The organism is Paracoccus sp. MA, assembly GCF_020990385.1.
Lineage (GTDB): Bacteria > Pseudomonadota > Alphaproteobacteria > Rhodobacterales > Rhodobacteraceae > Paracoccus.
This window is the reverse complement of sequence record NZ_CP087598.1, coordinates 2,262,990-2,278,963: the sequence shown is the minus strand read 5'-3', so window position 1 is coordinate 2,278,963 and position 15,974 is coordinate 2,262,990. Positions and strand designations below refer to the sequence as shown.

General features: G+C 68.5%; 17 protein-coding genes. 8 read left to right on the top strand and 9 right to left on the bottom strand.

Going from position 1 to position 15,974, the window contains the following annotated elements; all coding sequences use genetic code 11:
• The first annotated feature begins 56 nt into the window (after window positions 1-56).
• The gene (locus LOS78_RS18440; RefSeq protein WP_230377726.1) at window positions 57-620 is read left to right on the top strand and encodes a DUF4202 domain-containing protein; all 564 of its coding nucleotides are present in this window, start codon (window positions 57-59) and stop codon (window positions 618-620) included.
• The gene (locus LOS78_RS18435; RefSeq protein WP_230377725.1) at window positions 613-1,299 is read left to right on the top strand and encodes a sirohydrochlorin chelatase; all 687 of its coding nucleotides are present in this window, start codon (window positions 613-615) and stop codon (window positions 1,297-1,299) included. The genes LOS78_RS18440 and LOS78_RS18435 overlap by 8 nt, the downstream gene beginning before the upstream one ends.
• Before the next feature lie 61 nt (window positions 1,300-1,360).
• Here the strand turns inward: LOS78_RS18435 and LOS78_RS18430 are convergent, their stop codons facing one another.
• Genes LOS78_RS18430 through LOS78_RS18405 form a run of 6 tightly spaced genes read right to left on the bottom strand, consistent with a single transcriptional unit; the run spans window position 1,361 to window position 7,597 of the window.
• Window positions 1,361-4,453, bottom strand: a complete 3,093-nt coding sequence (locus tag LOS78_RS18430; RefSeq protein ID WP_028711504.1) for a valine--tRNA ligase — start codon at window positions 4,451-4,453, stop codon at window positions 1,361-1,363.
• 60 nt (window positions 4,454-4,513) lie between these two features.
• A complete protein-coding gene (locus LOS78_RS18425) occupies window positions 4,514-5,173 on the bottom strand; it encodes a glutathione S-transferase family protein (RefSeq protein WP_051416131.1) in 660 nt (219 codons plus the stop codon).
• Window positions 5,173-5,805, bottom strand: coding sequence for a glutathione S-transferase family protein (locus tag LOS78_RS18420; protein ID WP_230377724.1), 633 nt, complete (start codon window positions 5,803-5,805; stop codon window positions 5,173-5,175). Before LOS78_RS18420 ends, LOS78_RS18425 begins: the two co-directional genes overlap by 1 nt.
• Before the next feature lie 3 nt (window positions 5,806-5,808).
• Window positions 5,809-6,444 carry a YceI family protein gene (locus LOS78_RS18415; RefSeq protein ID WP_230377723.1) on the bottom strand — a complete coding sequence of 212 codons (636 nt, stop codon included), beginning with the start codon at window positions 6,442-6,444 and terminating at the stop codon, window positions 5,809-5,811.
• Window positions 6,441-7,229 carry a VOC family protein gene (locus LOS78_RS18410; RefSeq protein WP_230377722.1) on the bottom strand — a complete coding sequence of 263 codons (789 nt, stop codon included), beginning with the start codon at window positions 7,227-7,229 and terminating at the stop codon, window positions 6,441-6,443. Before LOS78_RS18410 ends, LOS78_RS18415 begins: the two co-directional genes overlap by 4 nt.
• Before the next feature lie 11 nt (window positions 7,230-7,240).
• A complete protein-coding gene (locus tag LOS78_RS18405; RefSeq protein ID WP_011748611.1) occupies window positions 7,241-7,597 on the bottom strand; it encodes a DUF1428 domain-containing protein in 357 nt (118 codons plus the stop codon).
• Between the two features lie 88 nt (window positions 7,598-7,685).
• Here LOS78_RS18405 and LOS78_RS18400 point away from each other — a divergent pair, with 88 nt between their 5' ends.
• A complete protein-coding gene (locus LOS78_RS18400) occupies window positions 7,686-8,399 on the top strand; it encodes a helix-turn-helix domain-containing protein (protein ID WP_230377721.1) in 714 nt (237 codons plus the stop codon).
• Here LOS78_RS18400 and LOS78_RS18395 read toward each other — a convergent pair.
• Window positions 8,333-8,815 (bottom strand): peroxiredoxin, encoded by a 483-nt coding sequence (locus LOS78_RS18395; RefSeq protein WP_230377720.1) that lies wholly within the window; start codon window positions 8,813-8,815, stop codon window positions 8,333-8,335. The two genes, LOS78_RS18400 and LOS78_RS18395, sit on opposite strands and share 67 nt — an antisense overlap.
• 79 nt (window positions 8,816-8,894) lie before the next feature.
• Between LOS78_RS18395 and LOS78_RS18390 the strand changes: the two genes are divergently transcribed.
• Together LOS78_RS18390 and rsmD are read left to right on the top strand one after the other, a co-directional pair.
• The gene (locus tag LOS78_RS18390) at window positions 8,895-10,091 is read left to right on the top strand and encodes an NAD(P)/FAD-dependent oxidoreductase (protein WP_230377719.1); all 1,197 of its coding nucleotides are present in this window, start codon (window positions 8,895-8,897) and stop codon (window positions 10,089-10,091) included.
• Entirely contained in the window at window positions 10,088-10,684 is a 597-nt protein-coding gene (gene rsmD, locus LOS78_RS18385; RefSeq protein ID WP_230377718.1) for a 16S rRNA (guanine(966)-N(2))-methyltransferase RsmD, read from the top strand. The genes LOS78_RS18390 and rsmD overlap by 4 nt, the downstream gene beginning before the upstream one ends.
• Here rsmD and LOS78_RS18380 read toward each other — a convergent pair.
• Window positions 10,651-11,082 carry an Lrp/AsnC family transcriptional regulator gene (locus LOS78_RS18380; protein WP_028711495.1) on the bottom strand — a complete coding sequence of 144 codons (432 nt, stop codon included), beginning with the start codon at window positions 11,080-11,082 and terminating at the stop codon, window positions 10,651-10,653. The two genes, rsmD and LOS78_RS18380, sit on opposite strands and share 34 nt — an antisense overlap.
• A 138-nt stretch (window positions 11,083-11,220) precedes the next feature.
• On the opposite strand from LOS78_RS18380, the gene LOS78_RS18375 reads away from it, so the two are divergent.
• Both LOS78_RS18375 and LOS78_RS18370 read left to right on the top strand, forming a co-directional pair.
• Window positions 11,221-12,378: a type III PLP-dependent enzyme gene (locus LOS78_RS18375; RefSeq protein WP_028711494.1), complete on the top strand. Its 1,158-nt coding sequence runs from the start codon at window positions 11,221-11,223 to the stop codon at window positions 12,376-12,378.
• Window positions 12,379-12,458: 80 nt separating this feature from the next.
• A complete protein-coding gene (locus LOS78_RS18370) occupies window positions 12,459-13,685 on the top strand; it encodes a DUF2235 domain-containing protein (protein ID WP_230377717.1) in 1,227 nt (408 codons plus the stop codon).
• 106 nt (window positions 13,686-13,791) lie between these two features.
• Here the strand turns inward: LOS78_RS18370 and metF are convergent, their stop codons facing one another.
• Complete coding sequence (metF, locus tag LOS78_RS18365) at window positions 13,792-14,655, bottom strand: methylenetetrahydrofolate reductase [NAD(P)H] (RefSeq protein WP_028711493.1); 864 nt, start codon at window positions 14,653-14,655, stop codon at window positions 13,792-13,794.
• Between the two features lie 91 nt (window positions 14,656-14,746).
• Here metF and LOS78_RS18360 point away from each other — a divergent pair, with 91 nt between their 5' ends.
• A complete protein-coding gene (locus LOS78_RS18360; protein WP_230377716.1) occupies window positions 14,747-15,664 on the top strand; it encodes a LysR family transcriptional regulator in 918 nt (305 codons plus the stop codon).
• Window positions 15,665-15,974: the final 310 nt, after the last annotated feature.

The following is a 15,974-nucleotide window of genomic DNA, read 5'->3' as shown; positions in this document are numbered from 1 at the left end:
CAATCCGCGTTGACGCGGCGCCCCGCTGCGGCATGATGGCGCAAAGAGAGGATGCCATGACCCGCCTTCAGACCGCTTTCGACGCCATCGACAAGGCCAATTCCGCCGATCCGCACCTGGACCCCGAGGGCCGGCCCGAGGCGCTGCTCTACGGCCAGCGCATGACGGCCGAACAGCAGGCGCTCTATCCCGACGCCTCCGAGCCTCTGCGCATCGCCTGCCGCGGCCAGCATGTCGAGCGTTTCCTGCTGCCCCGCGACGCCTATCCGATGGACCGCGCCGGCTATCTGGCCTGGCGCACCGAACAGGGCCGCCGCCACGCCGCCCGCATCGCCGGCATCATGCGCGAGGCCGGCTATGGCGACGAGGACATCGCGGCAGCCGGGAAGATGCTGACCAAGCAGGGCATCAAGCGCGACGGCGAGGTGCAGGCGCTGGAAGACGTGGCCTGCTTCACCTTCATCCGCTGGTATATGGGCCCCTTCGCCGAGGGCCGCGACCCGGACGAGCTGCAGCGCATCGTGGAAAAGACCGCGCGCAAGATGTCCGCCATGGCCCGCGCCCGGGCACTGGAGGAATTCGCCATCCCCGAGCCCTTCGCCGCCGCCTTCCGTGCGTAACGTCCTTATCGTCGCCCATGGCCAGCCCGGCGACCCCGCCCCGCAGCAGCAGGCCATCGAGGCGCTGGCCGCCCGCATCCATGTCCCCGCTGCGCAGGTCAGGGGCGCGACGCTGGCCATGCCCGGCGCGCTGGACCGCGCCGATGACGAGACGCTGATCTATCCGCTGTTCATGGCATCGGGCTGGTTCACCCGCAGCGAACTGCCCCGCCGCCTGCGGCTGGCCGGCGCGCCGAATGCCCGCATCCTGCCGCCCTTCGGCAGCGATCCGCGCCTGCCGGCGCTCTGCCTCGCGCTGGTCGTGAAGGCGGCCGAGGCGCAAGGCTGGCGGCTGGCCGAAACCCATCTGCTGATCGCCGCCCATGGCTCGGGCCGTTCGCGCGCACCCTCCGAAGCGGCGCGCGAGATGGCCGCCGCCCTCGCCCCCCATGCCGCCGCGACAAGTTGCGGCTTCATCGAGGAAGCGCCCTTCATCGCCGAGGCCGCCCGCGACCTGCCCGCGCAGGCGATCTGCCTGCCGCTTTTCGCCACCCGGGCGGATCACGTCACCGACGACCTGCCCGCGGCGCTGGCCGATGCAGGCTTTCGCGGCCTCCTCCTGCCCCCGGTGGGCCTCGCGCCGGATGTTCCGGCGATGATCGCCGAAAGCATCAAGGCCGCCCTGTCCGAGCGGCCCTGATCTTCTCTGTTTCCCAAATACCCTTGCGACCGCGCCACCGGCACGGCGCAAAAGCCAGGGGTCACATTGCCGCCAGCTGCGCCAGCGCCGCGCGGATGCGGGCCAGGTCGTCCTCCAGCGCGGCAAGCTTCTCGCGCGTCTCCTCGATCACCTCGGGCTCGGCATTCTCGACGAATTTCGGATTGCCCAGCCGCCCGCGCAGGCCCGAGGCGTCCTTCTCGGCCTTCCCCGCCGCCTTTTCCAGCCGTGCCGTTTCGGCCGTCACGTCGATCATCTCGCCCACCGGCAGCGCGAAGCTCGCCCCCAGTGCCGCGACCGAGATCATGCCCGGCCCCATGGCACCCTCGGCAGGCGCGTTCACCCGCGCCAGCCGCTCGATCAGCGGCGCGTTGGCGGCCAGCGCCGCCCGCGCCGCATCGTCGGCCTCGGTCACGATCAGGTCGGGACGGGCGCCGGCCGGCACGCCGATCTGGGCGCGGGCCGAGCGGATGGCCTCGATGAGCTGGATCACCCAGTTCATCTGCCGGTCGGCCTCGGCGTCGATCAGCTCGGGCCCGTATTCCGGCCAGTCGCCATGCACCAGCATCCGCTGGCGATCCCCGGTCAGCGCCCAGAGCTCCTCGGTGACGAAGGGCATGATCGGGTGCAGCATCGTGTAGCACTGGTCCAGAACCCAGCCCATGGTGGCCCGGGTTTCCTCGCCATATTCGCCGTCGAACAGGGGCTTGGAGAACTCGACATACCAGTCGCAGACCTTGCCCCAGACGAAGGCGTAAAGCCCGGTCGCGGCGTCGTTGAAGCGGAACGTTTCCAGCGCCTCGTCGGTGGCCTGCCGGATGCGGGCGACCTCGCCGATGATCCAGCGGTTCACCACATGCCGCGGCTGGGGCCGCGCCACGCCGCCGCGCACGCCGTTCATTTCGGCAAAGCGGGTGGCGTTCCAGATCTTGGTGACGAAATTGCGGTTCGCCTCGACATGCTTCGGCCCCAGCTTGGGGTCGCGGCCCATGGCGGCCATGCTGGTCAGGGTAAAGCGCAGCGCGTCGGCGCCGTATTCGTCGATCAGGGTCAGCGGGTCGATGACGTTGCCTTTCGACTTCGACATCTTGGCGCCCTTTTCGTCGCGCACCAGCCCATGCACATAGACGGTGCGGAACGGCACCTGCCCGACCACGGCCAGCTGCATCATCATCATCCGGGCCACCCAGAAGAAGATGATGTCGAAGCCGGTCACCAGCACCGAGGTCGGGAAATACCTGCGCAGCTCGGCCGTATCCTCGGGCCAGCCCAGCGTGCCGATGGGCCAGAGCCCCGAGGAAAACCAGGTGTCCAGCACATCCGGGTCGCGCCAGACCGGATAGACCAGCTTCGTCGGGTCCTGGGTCAGGTTGTAATCGGCCAGCCCCTGGGCGAAGGCATCCACCGCCGCCTCGCGGTCGGCGACCTCGACCACCCGGGCCATTTCCAGCGGCACCGGCAGTTCGGCGATGGAATCGCGGAACTGTTCGGCCACCTCGGCAAAGCTCGGGGCGGCGTGGTGGATCTCGTCGCGATGCACCAGCCCTTCTTCCAGCAGGGCGAAGATCTCGACCTCGTCCAGCACGCCGTCATGGTCGTCCTCGACCTGGCCCTCCAGCCGCAGGTCGAGGCCGTACCAGACCGGGATCTGGTGGCCCCACCACAGCTGCCGGCTGATGGTCCAGGGCTCGATATTCTCCAGCCAGTGGAAATAGACCTTTTCATGCTGCTCGGGCAGGATGCGGGTCTGGCCCGAGCGCACCGCTTCCAGCGCCGGGCCGACGATCTTGGCGGTGTCCACGAACCACTGGTCGGTCAGCATCGGCTCGATCACCACGCCCGAGCGGTCGCCGAAGGGCTGCATGATCGGCTTGGCATCGACCAGCGGCCGGCGTTCCAGATGCTCGGCGCCGGTCTCTTTGTCGATGGACTTGTGCAGATAGGTGACCGCCAGCCCTTCCTCGGTGATCGCCTCGACCACCCGCGCCCGCGCCTCGTAGCGGTCGAGGCCGCGCAATTCCTCGGGCACCAGGTTCACGTTCGAGACGTCGCCCACATCCTCGCCCCGTGCCGCGCGGGTAGCGATCTCGGCGCTTTCCTCGTAGCTCAGCCCGTCGGCGCGCATCTGGCCCTTGCCGTCCATCAGCGCGTAAAGCGGGATGCCGTTGCGCATGGCGACGGCATAGTCGTTGAAGTCGTGCGCGCCGGTGATCTTGACCGCGCCCGAGCCGAAATCCGGGTCGGGATATTCGTCGGTGATGATCGGAATCAGGCGGCGGTGTTCCTTGGGTCCGACCGGGATCTCGCACAGCTTGCCGACGATGGGGGCATAGCGGGCGTCGTCCGGATGGACCGCGACCGCGCCGTCGCCCAGCATGGTCTCGGGCCGGGTGGTGGCGATGCTGATATAGTCCCGCATCTCGCGCAGGGTGACGTTGCCGTCGGCGTCGCGCTCGACATATTCATAGGTCTCGCCGCCGGCCAGCGGATATTTGAAATGCCACATATGGCCGGGAACCTCGCGGTTCTCGACCTCGAGGTCGGAAATCGCGGTCTCGAAATGCGGGTCCCAGTTGACCAGCCGCTTGCCGCGATAGATCAGGCCCTTCTCATACATGTCCACGAAGACCTTGATGACGGCATCGTGGAAATTGCCCTCTTCGCCCGCGGGGGCGCCGGGGGCGCCGGACATGGTGAAGGCATTCCTGGACCAGTCGCAGGAAGCGCCCAGGCGTTTCAGCTGCTCGACGATGGTATGGCCGGATTCCTGCTTCCAGGCCCAGACCTTCTGCAGGAAGGCTTCGCGCCCGATCTCGCGGCGGTTGGGTTCCTGCCGCTCGGCCATGCGGCGCTCGACCACCATCTGCGTGGCGATGCCGGCATGATCCTGCCCCGGCTGCCAGAGCGTGTCAAAGCCGCGCATCCGGTGCCAGCGCACCAAGATGTCCTGCAGCGTGTTGTTCAGCGCGTGGCCGATATGCAGGCTGCCGGTCACGTTCGGGGGCGGGATCACCACCGAGAAGCTTTCCGCCCCCGGCTTCGCATTGGCGCCCGCGGCGAAGGCATTGCTTGCCGCCCATTCCCGCGCGATCCGCGCCTCGGCGGTCCCGGCGTCGAAATTCTTGTCCATGGCCATGTCGCTTACCCCTCGAATCGAAAAGGGGATAGCGAAACCACGGCGAAAGGCCAAGAGGCGCTAGAGAAACCGCGCCGCGATCCCGTCCTTGAACGGGAACCAGCCATAGAAGGGCCGCGCGCCCTCGATCACCCGCTGGACCGAGGGCCGCGCCACCAGCCGCTCGAAATACCCGGTCAGGCGCGGATGATCCGCGAAGGGATGGATGGCGCCGGCATAGAACAGCGCCGGCATGGCGGCGCAATCCGCCAGGCCGAAGCCGCCCGCGATCCAGTCGCGCCCGTCCAGACGGCGGTCGAGCGCGGCATAGGCCAGGTCCAGCTTGCCGCGGGCAAAGGGCGCGACCCGCTCCTCGGCCCCTTCGGCCATGAAGATGCGGGCATCGACGATCTGCTGCATCATCTGCATCACCTGGAAATCCAGGAAGCGGTCCCATTGCCGCGCCGGCAGCGAGGCGTCGGGGTCGGGGTCCAGCAGGCGCTGCGGGCCGGGATGGTGCCGGTCCAGCCATTCGATCATCAGCGAGCTTTGCGACAGCACCAGATCGCCCTCGCGCAGCGCCGGCATCCGGCCCATCGGCTCGACCGAGAGCATCAGCGCCCGGTCGCCCTCGTCACCCAGGTCGATATGGCGAAACTCGAAATCCGTCCCCAGCTCGTAAAGCGCGATCAGCACCTTCTGCGTATAGGAGGACAGCGGGTGGCCATAGAGCGTCAGCATCACGCGGCCTGCGCGAAATGCGCGAGCTGCGCGGCATGGGCGCGCCGGAAGGCCGGGCGGGTGGTGATGCGGTTCATGTAGGCGGAAAGCTCCGGATGGGCGGCCAGTTCGCCGACGCTGTCCACCACGCGCAGCACATCGGCCAGCAGGAGGTCGGCGATGGTGAAGCGGCCGGCGGCGATGAAGTCCCGCCCTTCCAGCACCGGGACCAGCTGCCCCAGACGCTCGTGCAGGCGCGGCAGGGCCAGTTCCTCGGCCCTTGCGTCCTGATCGAAGATCCGCGCCAGCACCATGGCCATCACCGCCGGCTCAAGGCTGTTGAGCGCGGCGACCAGCCATTGCTGCGTTTCGGCCCGCGCGGCGGCCTCGCGCGGCATCAGCGCCTCGGAGCGTTCGCCGAGATAGAGCAGGATCGCGCCGCTTTCGAACAGCGACAGTTCGCCGTCCCGCAGGATCGGCACCTGCCCGAAGGGTTGGCGGGCGAAATGCTGCGGGGTCTTTTCGCGCACGCTGGTGGTCTCGATTTCATAGGGCAGGCCGGCTTCCTCGCAGGCCCAGCGGATGCGCAGGTCGCGGACATAGCCGACGGCAAAGGGCGGCACCCAGTCATAGGTGGTGATCACGAATGTCATGGCTTACTCCTGCCGGGCGAACTCGGCGTCGATTTCGATGGTGATCGGATCGGTGAAGAATTCGTTCATGCCATGGGCCTGCGGGTCGATCTCGGTCCGGGCATGGATGCCGATCAGGTCGCGGATGATCGGATTGCCGGCTTCGTCGCCGGTATAGCCCTTGCCCGCGCCGATCAGCGTCACCTCGAATGTCGCGGGCTGGGTCTTGCCCAGCAGGGTCAGCTGGCCCGAAACCGTGCCCTTGGTCGGGCTTTCCGCCGTGAAGCTGTCAGCGGTGAAGCGCGCGGTGGGGTTCGCCGCGCTGTCCAGATAGTCCGGGCCGGTCAGGATCTCGGCAAAGCCCGCGACCGGGGTCATGACCGAGGCGATCTCGACCTCGGCTTCCAGCCGGCTTTGCGCCGGGTCGTCCGGGTTCCAGTCGAGCTGGCCCGAGACGGTGCCGAAGCGGAAGACGCTGACCGAAAAGCCCATATGCGGCACGCGGGCCTGCACCGCCGAATGCGCCGGGTCCAGGCGATAGGCCCCGGCGGCTGCGGCATGATAGTCCTGCTGGCCGCGGGGGATGCTCTCTGGTGTCACCTCCTGGGCCGCAGCGGGTGCGGCCCAGAGGGCGAGCGCGATCAGGGATGCGCGGATCATGACATTTCGTCCTTGGGCCCGACCACGGCGAAATGCGCGCCCTGCGGGTCGCGCGCCACCGCGATGAAGGCCGGCCCCGGCACCTCCATAGGGCCGTGCAGCACCTCGCCGCCGCCGTCGCGGATGCGGGCGATGGCGGCATCGACGCCGTTCACGCCGAAATAGGGCAGCCAGCAGGGCACCGGCGCATCGCCCAGGCCCATCATGCCGCCGATATCGGTGCCCTGCCAGGCGAACAGCTGGTAGGTGCCCATCTCGCCCATGTCCATGGCGGTGGACTTCGTCCAGCCGAACAGCTCGGCATAGAAGTCGAAGCCCGCGCCGGGATCGGTCGACATCAGCTCGATCCAGTTGCCGCGGCTTTCCTTGCCCTGGTTCCAGGCCCCGGATTCGACAGGGGGCTGGGGGTCCATCGGCGCCGGCTGCAGGATGCCGAAGGTGGCGCCCTGCGGGTCGGTGACGACGGCGAACCGCCCGGTGCCGGGAATGTCGGCCGGCTCGCGGAAGACCGAGCCGCCCAGCGTTTTGATCTTGGCCGCCGTGGCGTCGGCATCGTCCACGTCGAAATAGATCATCCAGAAGGGCGGCACCTCGGCGCAGTCCTCGGGCATCTCCATCAGCCCGGCGATCATGTCGCCGCCATGGCTGGCCAGGTGATAGGTAAAACCCTCCATCCCGGAATCGGCGGTCGTCCAGCCGAGCACCTTGTCATAAAAGGTCCCGGCCGCGTCGAGTCCGCCCCTTGCAGTGGAGAGCTCGAACCAGCAGGGTTTGCCGTGATACATGGCCGCCCCCTTCAGGCTTTCTCGTCCACGATGGGCTCGAAGCCGCCCCACATCATCCGCATGCCGTCGAAGGGCATCTCGGGCGGCCCCTGCATCTCGGGGTCGGACATCATCTTTTCGAAGCCCGCATCCGCGGTCGCCTTGTCGGGCCATTCGATCCACGAGAACACCACGGTCTCGTCGTCCTTGGCCTGGGTGGACATGTAGAAATCGTTGACCTTGCCGCGGGGCACGTCCACCCCCCATGCCTCGACCATGCGCAGCGCACCGTAACGCTTGAACATGGACCAGGCCCCCTGGGCCATGTCGATGTATTTCTGCTTGTTCGCCGTCGGAACCGGCAGCAGGAAACCGGAGTAGTAGGTCATGTCTCTTCCTCCTCATCGGGCGCGGCATGCGCCAATGAGTCGCAGGCTGACAGTTGCAGTATGAAAAAGCAACTGTTAATATCGAAACATGACTGACACTGGCAAGATCTCGCGACTGCGCTATGAAGAAGGGTGCCTTGGCGCCCATGCGCTGAATTTCATCGGCGACCGCTGGGCGCTTCTGGTGGTGCGCGAACTGATGTTCGCGCCCAAACGCTTCCAGATGATCCGCGCCGGGCTTCCCGGCGTCACGGCCAGCGTGCTGACCCAGCGCCTGACCCAGCTGGTGCAGGCGGGGGTGGTGACGCATGACGATGTGCTGGGGGTCTACGCGCTGACCGAGGCCGGCCGGGCGCTGCATCCGGTGCTGCGCGAGCTGTGCCGCTGGGCGCTGGTGATGCCGGGGCACGATCCGCGGAAATTCATCAGCCTTTCCGCGCTGATGATCTCGATCTCGGCCACGGTGGACCGCACGGCCGCCGCCGGGTCACCGCTGCGCGCCGGCTTCGTTTCGGGCAAGGAGGGGTTCGAGGTCACGCTTTCCGCGGACGGGATGCCGCTGGTCCGGGCGGCGCGGGCGCCGGCGGCGGATTTCGTGCTGGAGGGTTCGGGCAATGCGCTGGCGGCGGCGGTCTATGGGCCGGGGCCGGTGGCGCTGGCCTCGGCCGGGCTGATCGCGCTGCGCGGCGACCGCAGCGCCGCGCAGCAGTTCACGGCGCTGTTTTGCCTGGCGACTCAGACGAGGTCCAGGAGCGAATCGCCCGAGGAGACCGAGCAGGCGCCGGGCGTTTCCTCGACCTGAAGCTCCTCCACCGTGCCGTCATTGACCAGCATGGCATAGCGTTTCGAGCGGCCGTTGACCCAGCCCGCGCCCTCGATGTTCATCCCCAGCGTCTTGGTGAAGCTGCCATCGGCATCAGCCAGCACCTCGATCCCGGCATCGGTCGCGCCGGTATCCGCGGCCCATTTCCCGGCGACGAAGGGATCGTTCACCGTGATGCAGACCACGCGCGACACGCCCTTGTCGCGGAACTTGTCGGCGTTCTTCACGAAGCTGGGCATATGGGCATTGGTGCAGGTCGGCGTATAGGCGCCCGGCACGGCAAAGATCGCCACGCGGCCCTTGGCCAGATCGGCGGTGGCCACTTCCTCGGGGCCGTTGGCGCCCGGTTTCAGCAGCTTGCCTTCGGGCAGCTTGTCGCCTTTCGAGATGGACATGCGCGGTTCCTCCGTCAATTGCATCGTTCCGGGGGCGACTATAGGCTCTGCGCCGCAGGCAAACCAGCGAGGGCGAAGAATGAACATCGTGATCCTTGGCGCGGGACAGGCGGCGGCCTCTCTGGCGGCGAAACTGCGCGCGCTGGGGCACGAGGGCGGCATCGCCGTCATCGGCGACGAGCCCGCGCCGCCCTATCAGCGCCCGCCGCTGTCCAAGGCCTATCTGCTGGGCCAGATGGGGCTGGACCGGCTGACCCTGCGCACCGCGGACTGGTGGGAGGAGCAGGGCATCGCCCTGCATCTGGGCGAGCGCGCGACCCGCATCGACCGCGACCGCCGCGTGGTGGTGACGGATCGCGGCGAGCATCCCTATGACCAGCTGGCCCTGACGCTGGGCGCCGCGCCGCGCCGCCTGCCTGCCGCGATGGGCGGCGACCTGCCCGGCGTGCATGTGGTGCGCAACCTGGCCGACATCGCGGGGCTGCGGCCGGCGCTGGTCGCCGGGCGCCGTCTGGTGGTGATCGGCGGCGGCTATATCGGGCTGGAGGCCGCCGCGGTGGCCCGCAAGCTGGGGCTGGAGGTGACGCTGGTCGAGGCGGCGCCGCGCATCCTGGGTCGCGTCGCCGCGCCCGAAACCGCGGAGATGATCCGCGCCCTGCACCGCGCCCATGGCGTCGAGATCGTCGAGGGCACCGGCATCGCCCGCATCACCGGCGACACGGCTGCCGATGGGGTGGAACTGGCCGACGGCCGCCGCCTGCCGGCCGATCTGGTGATCTGCGGCATCGGCATCGCGCCCGAGACCGCGCTGGCCGAGGCGGCGGGGCTGGCCATCGACAACGGCATCGCCACCGATGCGCTTGGCCGGACCTCGGACCCGGCGATCTGGGCGGCGGGCGATTGCGCCAGCTTTCCGGCAGCGGGGGGAAGGCTGCGGCTGGAAAGCGTCGGCAATGCCATCGACATGGCCGAGGCGGTGGCGGCGAACATGCTGGGCGCGAACGCCGCCTATGTGCCGAAGCCGTGGTTCTGGTCGGACCAGTTCGACGCGAAATTGCAGATCGCCGGGCTGAACCTGGGTTATGACCGGGTGGTGACGCGGCCGGCGGCGAATGGCGGCTCGGTCTGGTATTTCCGCGACGGCCGGCTGATCGCCGTGGACGCGCTGAACGACGCCCGCGCCTATATGATCGGCAAGCGGCTGATCGAGGGCGGCCGCTCGCCCAGCCCCGGGGCCGTGGCCGAGGCGGTCGAGTTGAAGGCGCTGATGGCATGAGAATCGTGGGCGGCACCCTGCGCGGGCTGAAACTGGCCGAGATCGGCGCCGGCGATCCGGCGGCGCATCTGCGCCCGACCACCGACCGGGTGCGCGAGTCGATCTTCAACCTGCTCATCAACGGCACGCATGGCAATCCGATCCCCGGCGCGCGGGTGCTGGACCTGTTCGCCGGCACCGGCGCGCTGGGGCTGGAGGCGCTGTCGCGCGGCGCGGCCCGCGTGGCCTTCGTCGATGACGGCGTGGCGGCGCGCGGGCTGCTGCGCATGAATATCGAGAAGGCCCGCGCCATGGGCGTGACCGATGTCTGGCGCCGCGACGCGACAAGCCTGGGCGAGAATCGCGGCGCACCCTATGGGCTGGTGTTCCTGGACCCGCCCTATGGCAAGGGGTTGGGCGAGCGCGCGCTGGAATCGGCGCTGGCCGGCGGCTGGATCGCCCCGGGCGGCATGGTGGTCTGGGAGGAATCGGCCCCGCCCGGCCCGGTCGCGAGGCTGGAACGGATCGACCAGCGCAAATACGGCGACACGTTTGTCACATTGTTGCGCGCGGGACACGATCAGGTGGCGCGATCCAGCTTCGTGGACAGGTGAATCAGGCTCTCGCTGGAGCGCACGCCGGTCAATCCGCCGATCTGATCCAGCACATCGTCCAGCTGGCTGGTCGATATGGCGGCCAGTTGCAGCAAAAGATCGACGCGGCCGCTGGTGGTATGGATGCGCTCGACCTCGGGCAGGCTGCGCAGCCGGGCCAGGATCGCGGCCTGGGCGCGGGGTTCGATGGTCAGCATGCAGGTGGCGCGGATGCGATGCTCGCGCGCGGAATCGCCCAGCCGCAGGGTGTAACCGGCAATGGCGCCCGAGGTTTCCAGCCGCTCCAGCCGCGCCTGCACGGTCGAGCGCGCCACCTTCAGCCGCCGCGCCAGAACCGCGACCGACATGCGCGCGTCCTGCGCCAGATGGGCCAGAATGCCGCGATCAAGTTCGTCCACCTGGCCACCCGTCGATTTGCCGAAACTTTCGTCATATTAACGAAGCTGCGGCCCATTTCCACCCTTTTCATTGCAGCAATCGGAACCCATAGGGCGCAGACTTGTTTCCACCCACACGCGCACAGGAAGGATATGCCGATGGGACTGACCGAGGGCCGCGGCCCCAAGACCGTCTGGAACAATCCCGCCGAGATCATCCGCAGGCTGAGCCCGGAAAATCCGGTGATGGTCTTTGCCCCCTCGGTCCTGCGCGCCACGGCGCAGCGGTTCCTGCAAGGCTTTCCCGGCCTCGTGACCTATGCGGTCAAGTCGAACCCGGACGAGGCGGTGATCCGCACGCTTTCCGCTGCCGGGATCAAGGGTTTCGACGTGGCCTCGCCCTATGAGATCGACCTGATCGGCCGGCTGGCCCCGGATGCGGCGCGCCATTACCACAACCCCGTGCGCTCGCAGGCCGAGATCGTCCATGCGGTCGAGGCGGGGATCAAGTCCTGGTCGGTGGACAGCCGCTCGGAGCTGGACAAGCTTTTCGCCCGCGTGCCGGCCGAGAATTGCGAGATCTCGCCGCGTTTCAAGCTGCCCGTGCTGGGCGCGGCCTATGACTTCGGCTCGAAATTCGGGGCCACGCCGGAACTGGCGGCGGAGTTGCTGCGCGCGGTGGCGGATCGCGGCTACATCCCTTCGCTGACCTTCCACCCGGGCACGCAATGCACCGATCCGCATGCCTGGGAAAGCTATATCACCACCGCGGCCGAGATCTGCGCCATGGCGGGCGTCAAGGCGCGGCGGCTGAACGTCGGCGGCGGCTTCCCCTCGCATCGCGTGACCGGGGTCGAGCCCGACCTGGCCGCGATCTTCGCGCTGATCCGCCGCGTGACCGACGAGGCCTTCGGCCCCGAGGCGCCGCAGCTGGTCTGCGAGCCCGGCCGCGGGCTTTGCGCCGATGCCTTTTCGCTGATCACCCGCGTCAAGGCGGTGCGCGACGGCCAGAACGTGTTCCTGAACGACGGCGTCTATGGCGGGCTGTTCGAACTGCCCATCGTCGGCAATCTCGACCGGCTGCAGGTGCTGACCCCCGAGGGCACCCCGCGCGAGGACGAGCCGATGCCCCGCATCATCTTTGGCCCGACCTGCGATTCGGTGGACCGCCTGCCGGGCGAGCTGACTTTGCCCGCCAATATCCGGGAAGGCGACTATGTCGTCTTCCACGGCGCCGGCGCCTATTCGACCGTCACCAACACCCGCTTCAACGGCTTCGGGCTGATGGCACACCTGACCGTGAACGCGCTTGAATAGGCATTAATCGACGCTTCGCTTTTCCGTGCTAGCGTCGGCGCATGGAATCAACGCCTCCGCCGATATGCCAGATCGTCCTGATGGACGGCACCTTCGCCTCGCTGACCGAGGGGCGAAGGTCCTCCATCGCCCGCATCCATGCGATGCTGTCGGGCGAATACGGGGCGCTGCCGGCGCCGGTCCGGATGCATTACGCCCCCGGCCAGCAATGGGACGCCTGGCGCACCCTGCCCGAACTGACCATGGGTTCGGCGCTGGAGCGGCATATCTGCAACGCCTATGCCTGGCTCGCCCGCGAATGGCGGCCGGGCAATCCGCTGTTCTTCTTCGGCTATTCGCGGGGGGCCTTCGCGGTACGGTCGCTGGCCGGGATGATCGGCCGGGTGGGGCTGCTGACCCATGCCCATGCGACGCGCCGCAACGTGCAGCTGGCCTGGCAGCTTTACCGCAACGGCGGCGACAGCTTGGTGCGAAGGCTGGATCCCGGGCTGTGCCATCCGACGGTGCCGATCCGGATGATCGGGGTTTTCGACACGGTGATGGCGCTGGGGATCCGGCTGCCGCTGCTGTGGATCCTGACCGAGCCGCGCTTTCGCTTTCACGACGCGCATCTGGGGGCCGAGGTCGAGCACGGCGTCCAAGCGCTGGCGCTGGACGAGACGCGGGCCGCTTTCCAGCCCCTGATCTGGGACAGCGCCTCGGCCCCCGGCCGGGTCGAGCAGATGTGGTTTCGCGGCTGCCACCCCGATGTGGGGGGCCAGCTTTCCGGGCTGGAATATGCCCGGCCGCTGGCCAATATCCCGCTGGTCTGGATGATGACGCGGGCCGAGGCATTCGGCCTGCCGCTGCCCGAAGGCTGGGGCCGGCATTTCCCCTGCGACGCCACCGCGCCCTCGGTCGGGTCCTGGCGCAGATGGGGCAAGGCGTTTCTGGCCCGCGCGCCGCGGCTTGCCGGCGCCGACCCCTCCGAGATGCTGCATCCTTCCGTGCCGCGGCCCTATACCGGCCCGGCGCTGCTGGCGGGGGCGCTGGCCGAGGCGGCACCGCCGCGTCCGCATCGCCGGCGGCGGCTGGTGCGGTTCGGATCGCCTGCTCCGCCGGTTCCCGGACCTCCGATGCCGGGGCTGGGCGGGGAATCGGCCGGGGCTGCGCTGCCGGTCATGGTGCAGCCCGAAGGAATGGCTTCCGCCGGGCCGGCCGTTTCGCCCGCTCTGCGCCCCGAGCCTCCGGCGCAGGGCAGGGACGGACCCGAGCCGGCGGCGCCGGCCGACGGCATGGCGCAGACCGGCCGGAACGGCGATGGCTGATCCGTTGCCGGCACAAGGGACCACTGCGGGCCGGGAAACGCCTGCCGCTCCTGCCGGCCCGCGGCCCGACCCGGGGACGCTGGCGGCCCTGGCCGATCGCGGCCGGTCAGGCCACGCGCGAGAATTCGCCCTTGGGCTCGATCCCCAGCGCGGCGCAGACCTTCAGAACCAGTTCGGGCTTGTTCAGCGTGTAGAAATGCAGCCTGTCCACGCCGCCCTCGACCAGCCGCTCGCACAGGCGAACGCAGATATCCAGCGCCAGCTGGGCCTCGCCCTCCTTGCCGGCGGCGGCGAAGGCCTCCTCGGCCCATTGCGGGACCGAGGTGCCGCAGCGTTCGGCAAAGCGGCGGGTGCCGGCCCAGCTCTGGATCGGCAGGATGCCGGGGATGATCGGCGCCTCGATCCCCGCCGCGACACAGGCGTCGCGAAAGCGGAAATAGGTCTCGGCGTCGAAGAAGAACTGCGTCATTGCCGAGCTGGCGCCGGCATCCACCTTGCGCTTGAGCCAGGCCACGTCGGCGGCGGTGTCGGGGCTTTCCGGATGCGGCTCGGGATAGGCGCCGCAGCGAATGGTCATGTCGCCGCGGGCCGCGATGGCCTCGATCAGCTCGACCGAATTGGCGAAACCGTCGGCATGGGGGGTGAACCGCTCTTGCCCCTGGGGCGCGTCGCCGCGCAGCGCCACGATCTCATGCACGCCGGCGGCCGCGTATTCCTGGACGATCTGCAGCGTCTCCTCGCGCGTGGCGTCGACGCAGGTCAGATGCGCGGCCACGTTCAGCCCGTAATGGCTGGCCAGCGCCGTCACCGCCTCATGCGTCAGCTGCCGGGTGGTGCCGCCGGCGCCGTAGGTGACCGAAACGAAATCGGGACCCAGGGGGGCAAGCGCGCGCGCCGTTTCCCACAGTCGGAACGACTGGTCCAGGTTCCGGGGCGGAAAGAATTCGAAGCTGGTCGCGGGCACGGGCATGGCACTCATCCTTTTGTCGCAGGACTTGTGACATGCGCCGCGACGTGAGACAAATTCATAATCTTCAAGATCGTGATGAGCGCCAATCAAGATGCACCTCGAGCTTCGCCACCTGCGCAGCCTGCGCGCCATCCATGAGCAGGGCGGCCTGGCCCGCGCCGCCGAGGTGCTGAACCTGACGCAATCGGCGCTGTCCCATCAGATCAAGGCGCTGGAAGAGCAGGCGGGGGTCGAGCTTTTCCTGCGCAAGACCAAGCCCTTGCGGCTTTCGGCGGCGGGCATGCGGCTCTTGCGCACCGCCGAGCAGGTGCTGCCGCTGGTCGAGGCCGCCGAGGCCGAGTTCCGCGCCGTCGAGCTGGGCCGCGCCGGCCGGCTGCATATGGCGATGGAATGCCATCACTGCTTCGACTGGCTTCTGCCGGTGCTGGACCAGTTCCGCCGCGCCTGGCCCGAGGTCGATCTGGACATCCGCTCCAGCCTGGCGCTGAAGGCGCTGCCGGCGCTGGAGCGGGGCCAGGTCGATATGGTGATTTCCTCTGACCCCGAGGAGATCGCCGGCATCACCTTCCAGCCGCTTTTCGACTATGCCCCGACCATGGTGGTCGGCGCCGGCCATCCGCTGGCCGCCAAGGGCTATGCCGAGCCGGCGGATCTGGCGGGCGAGACGCTGATCACCTATCCGATGGACCGGGCGCGGCTGGACGTGTTCTCGCAATTCCTCGATCCCGCCGGGGTCGAGCCCGCCCATGTCCGGCAGGTCGAGCAGACGGCCATCGCCCTGATGCTCATCGCCTCGGGGCGCGGGGTGGCGGTGATGCCCGACTGGGTGCTGCGCGCCCAGGCCGGCAATCCCGAGCTGGCGCTGCTGCCGCTGGGCCGGCAGGGCATGCTGCGCCGGCTTTACGCCGCGCTGCGCACCGAGGATCTGCAGCAGCCCTATATGGCGCATGTGCTGCGCCTGGCCCGGACCGAGCCGGTCAGGATGATGCGGGCGCTGGCGCAGGGCTGAACGCGGCGGCGCAGGGGGCGGTCATCCTCGGGATCATCGTTACAATGGCACTCTTTGAGCCAGATCCCGAGGAGTCCTTCCCCAGGCAGGGCCTTGACCGGGCCATGCCGCAAGCGATTTTCTTCATCACGACGCGCGCCAGGATGCGTATCCGAAGCGGTTTCCGGGCCGGTCTGACCGGATGGCTGCCGCCATTCCTGCATGAAGAAGCAATGCGTGGCTAACTAAACCTTAACGTGCATTTGGTCAATATATCCAATGCGAAAATCTGTAACAAAAATCGTTGTAAATCCGCCCGCCCTCCGGGTTC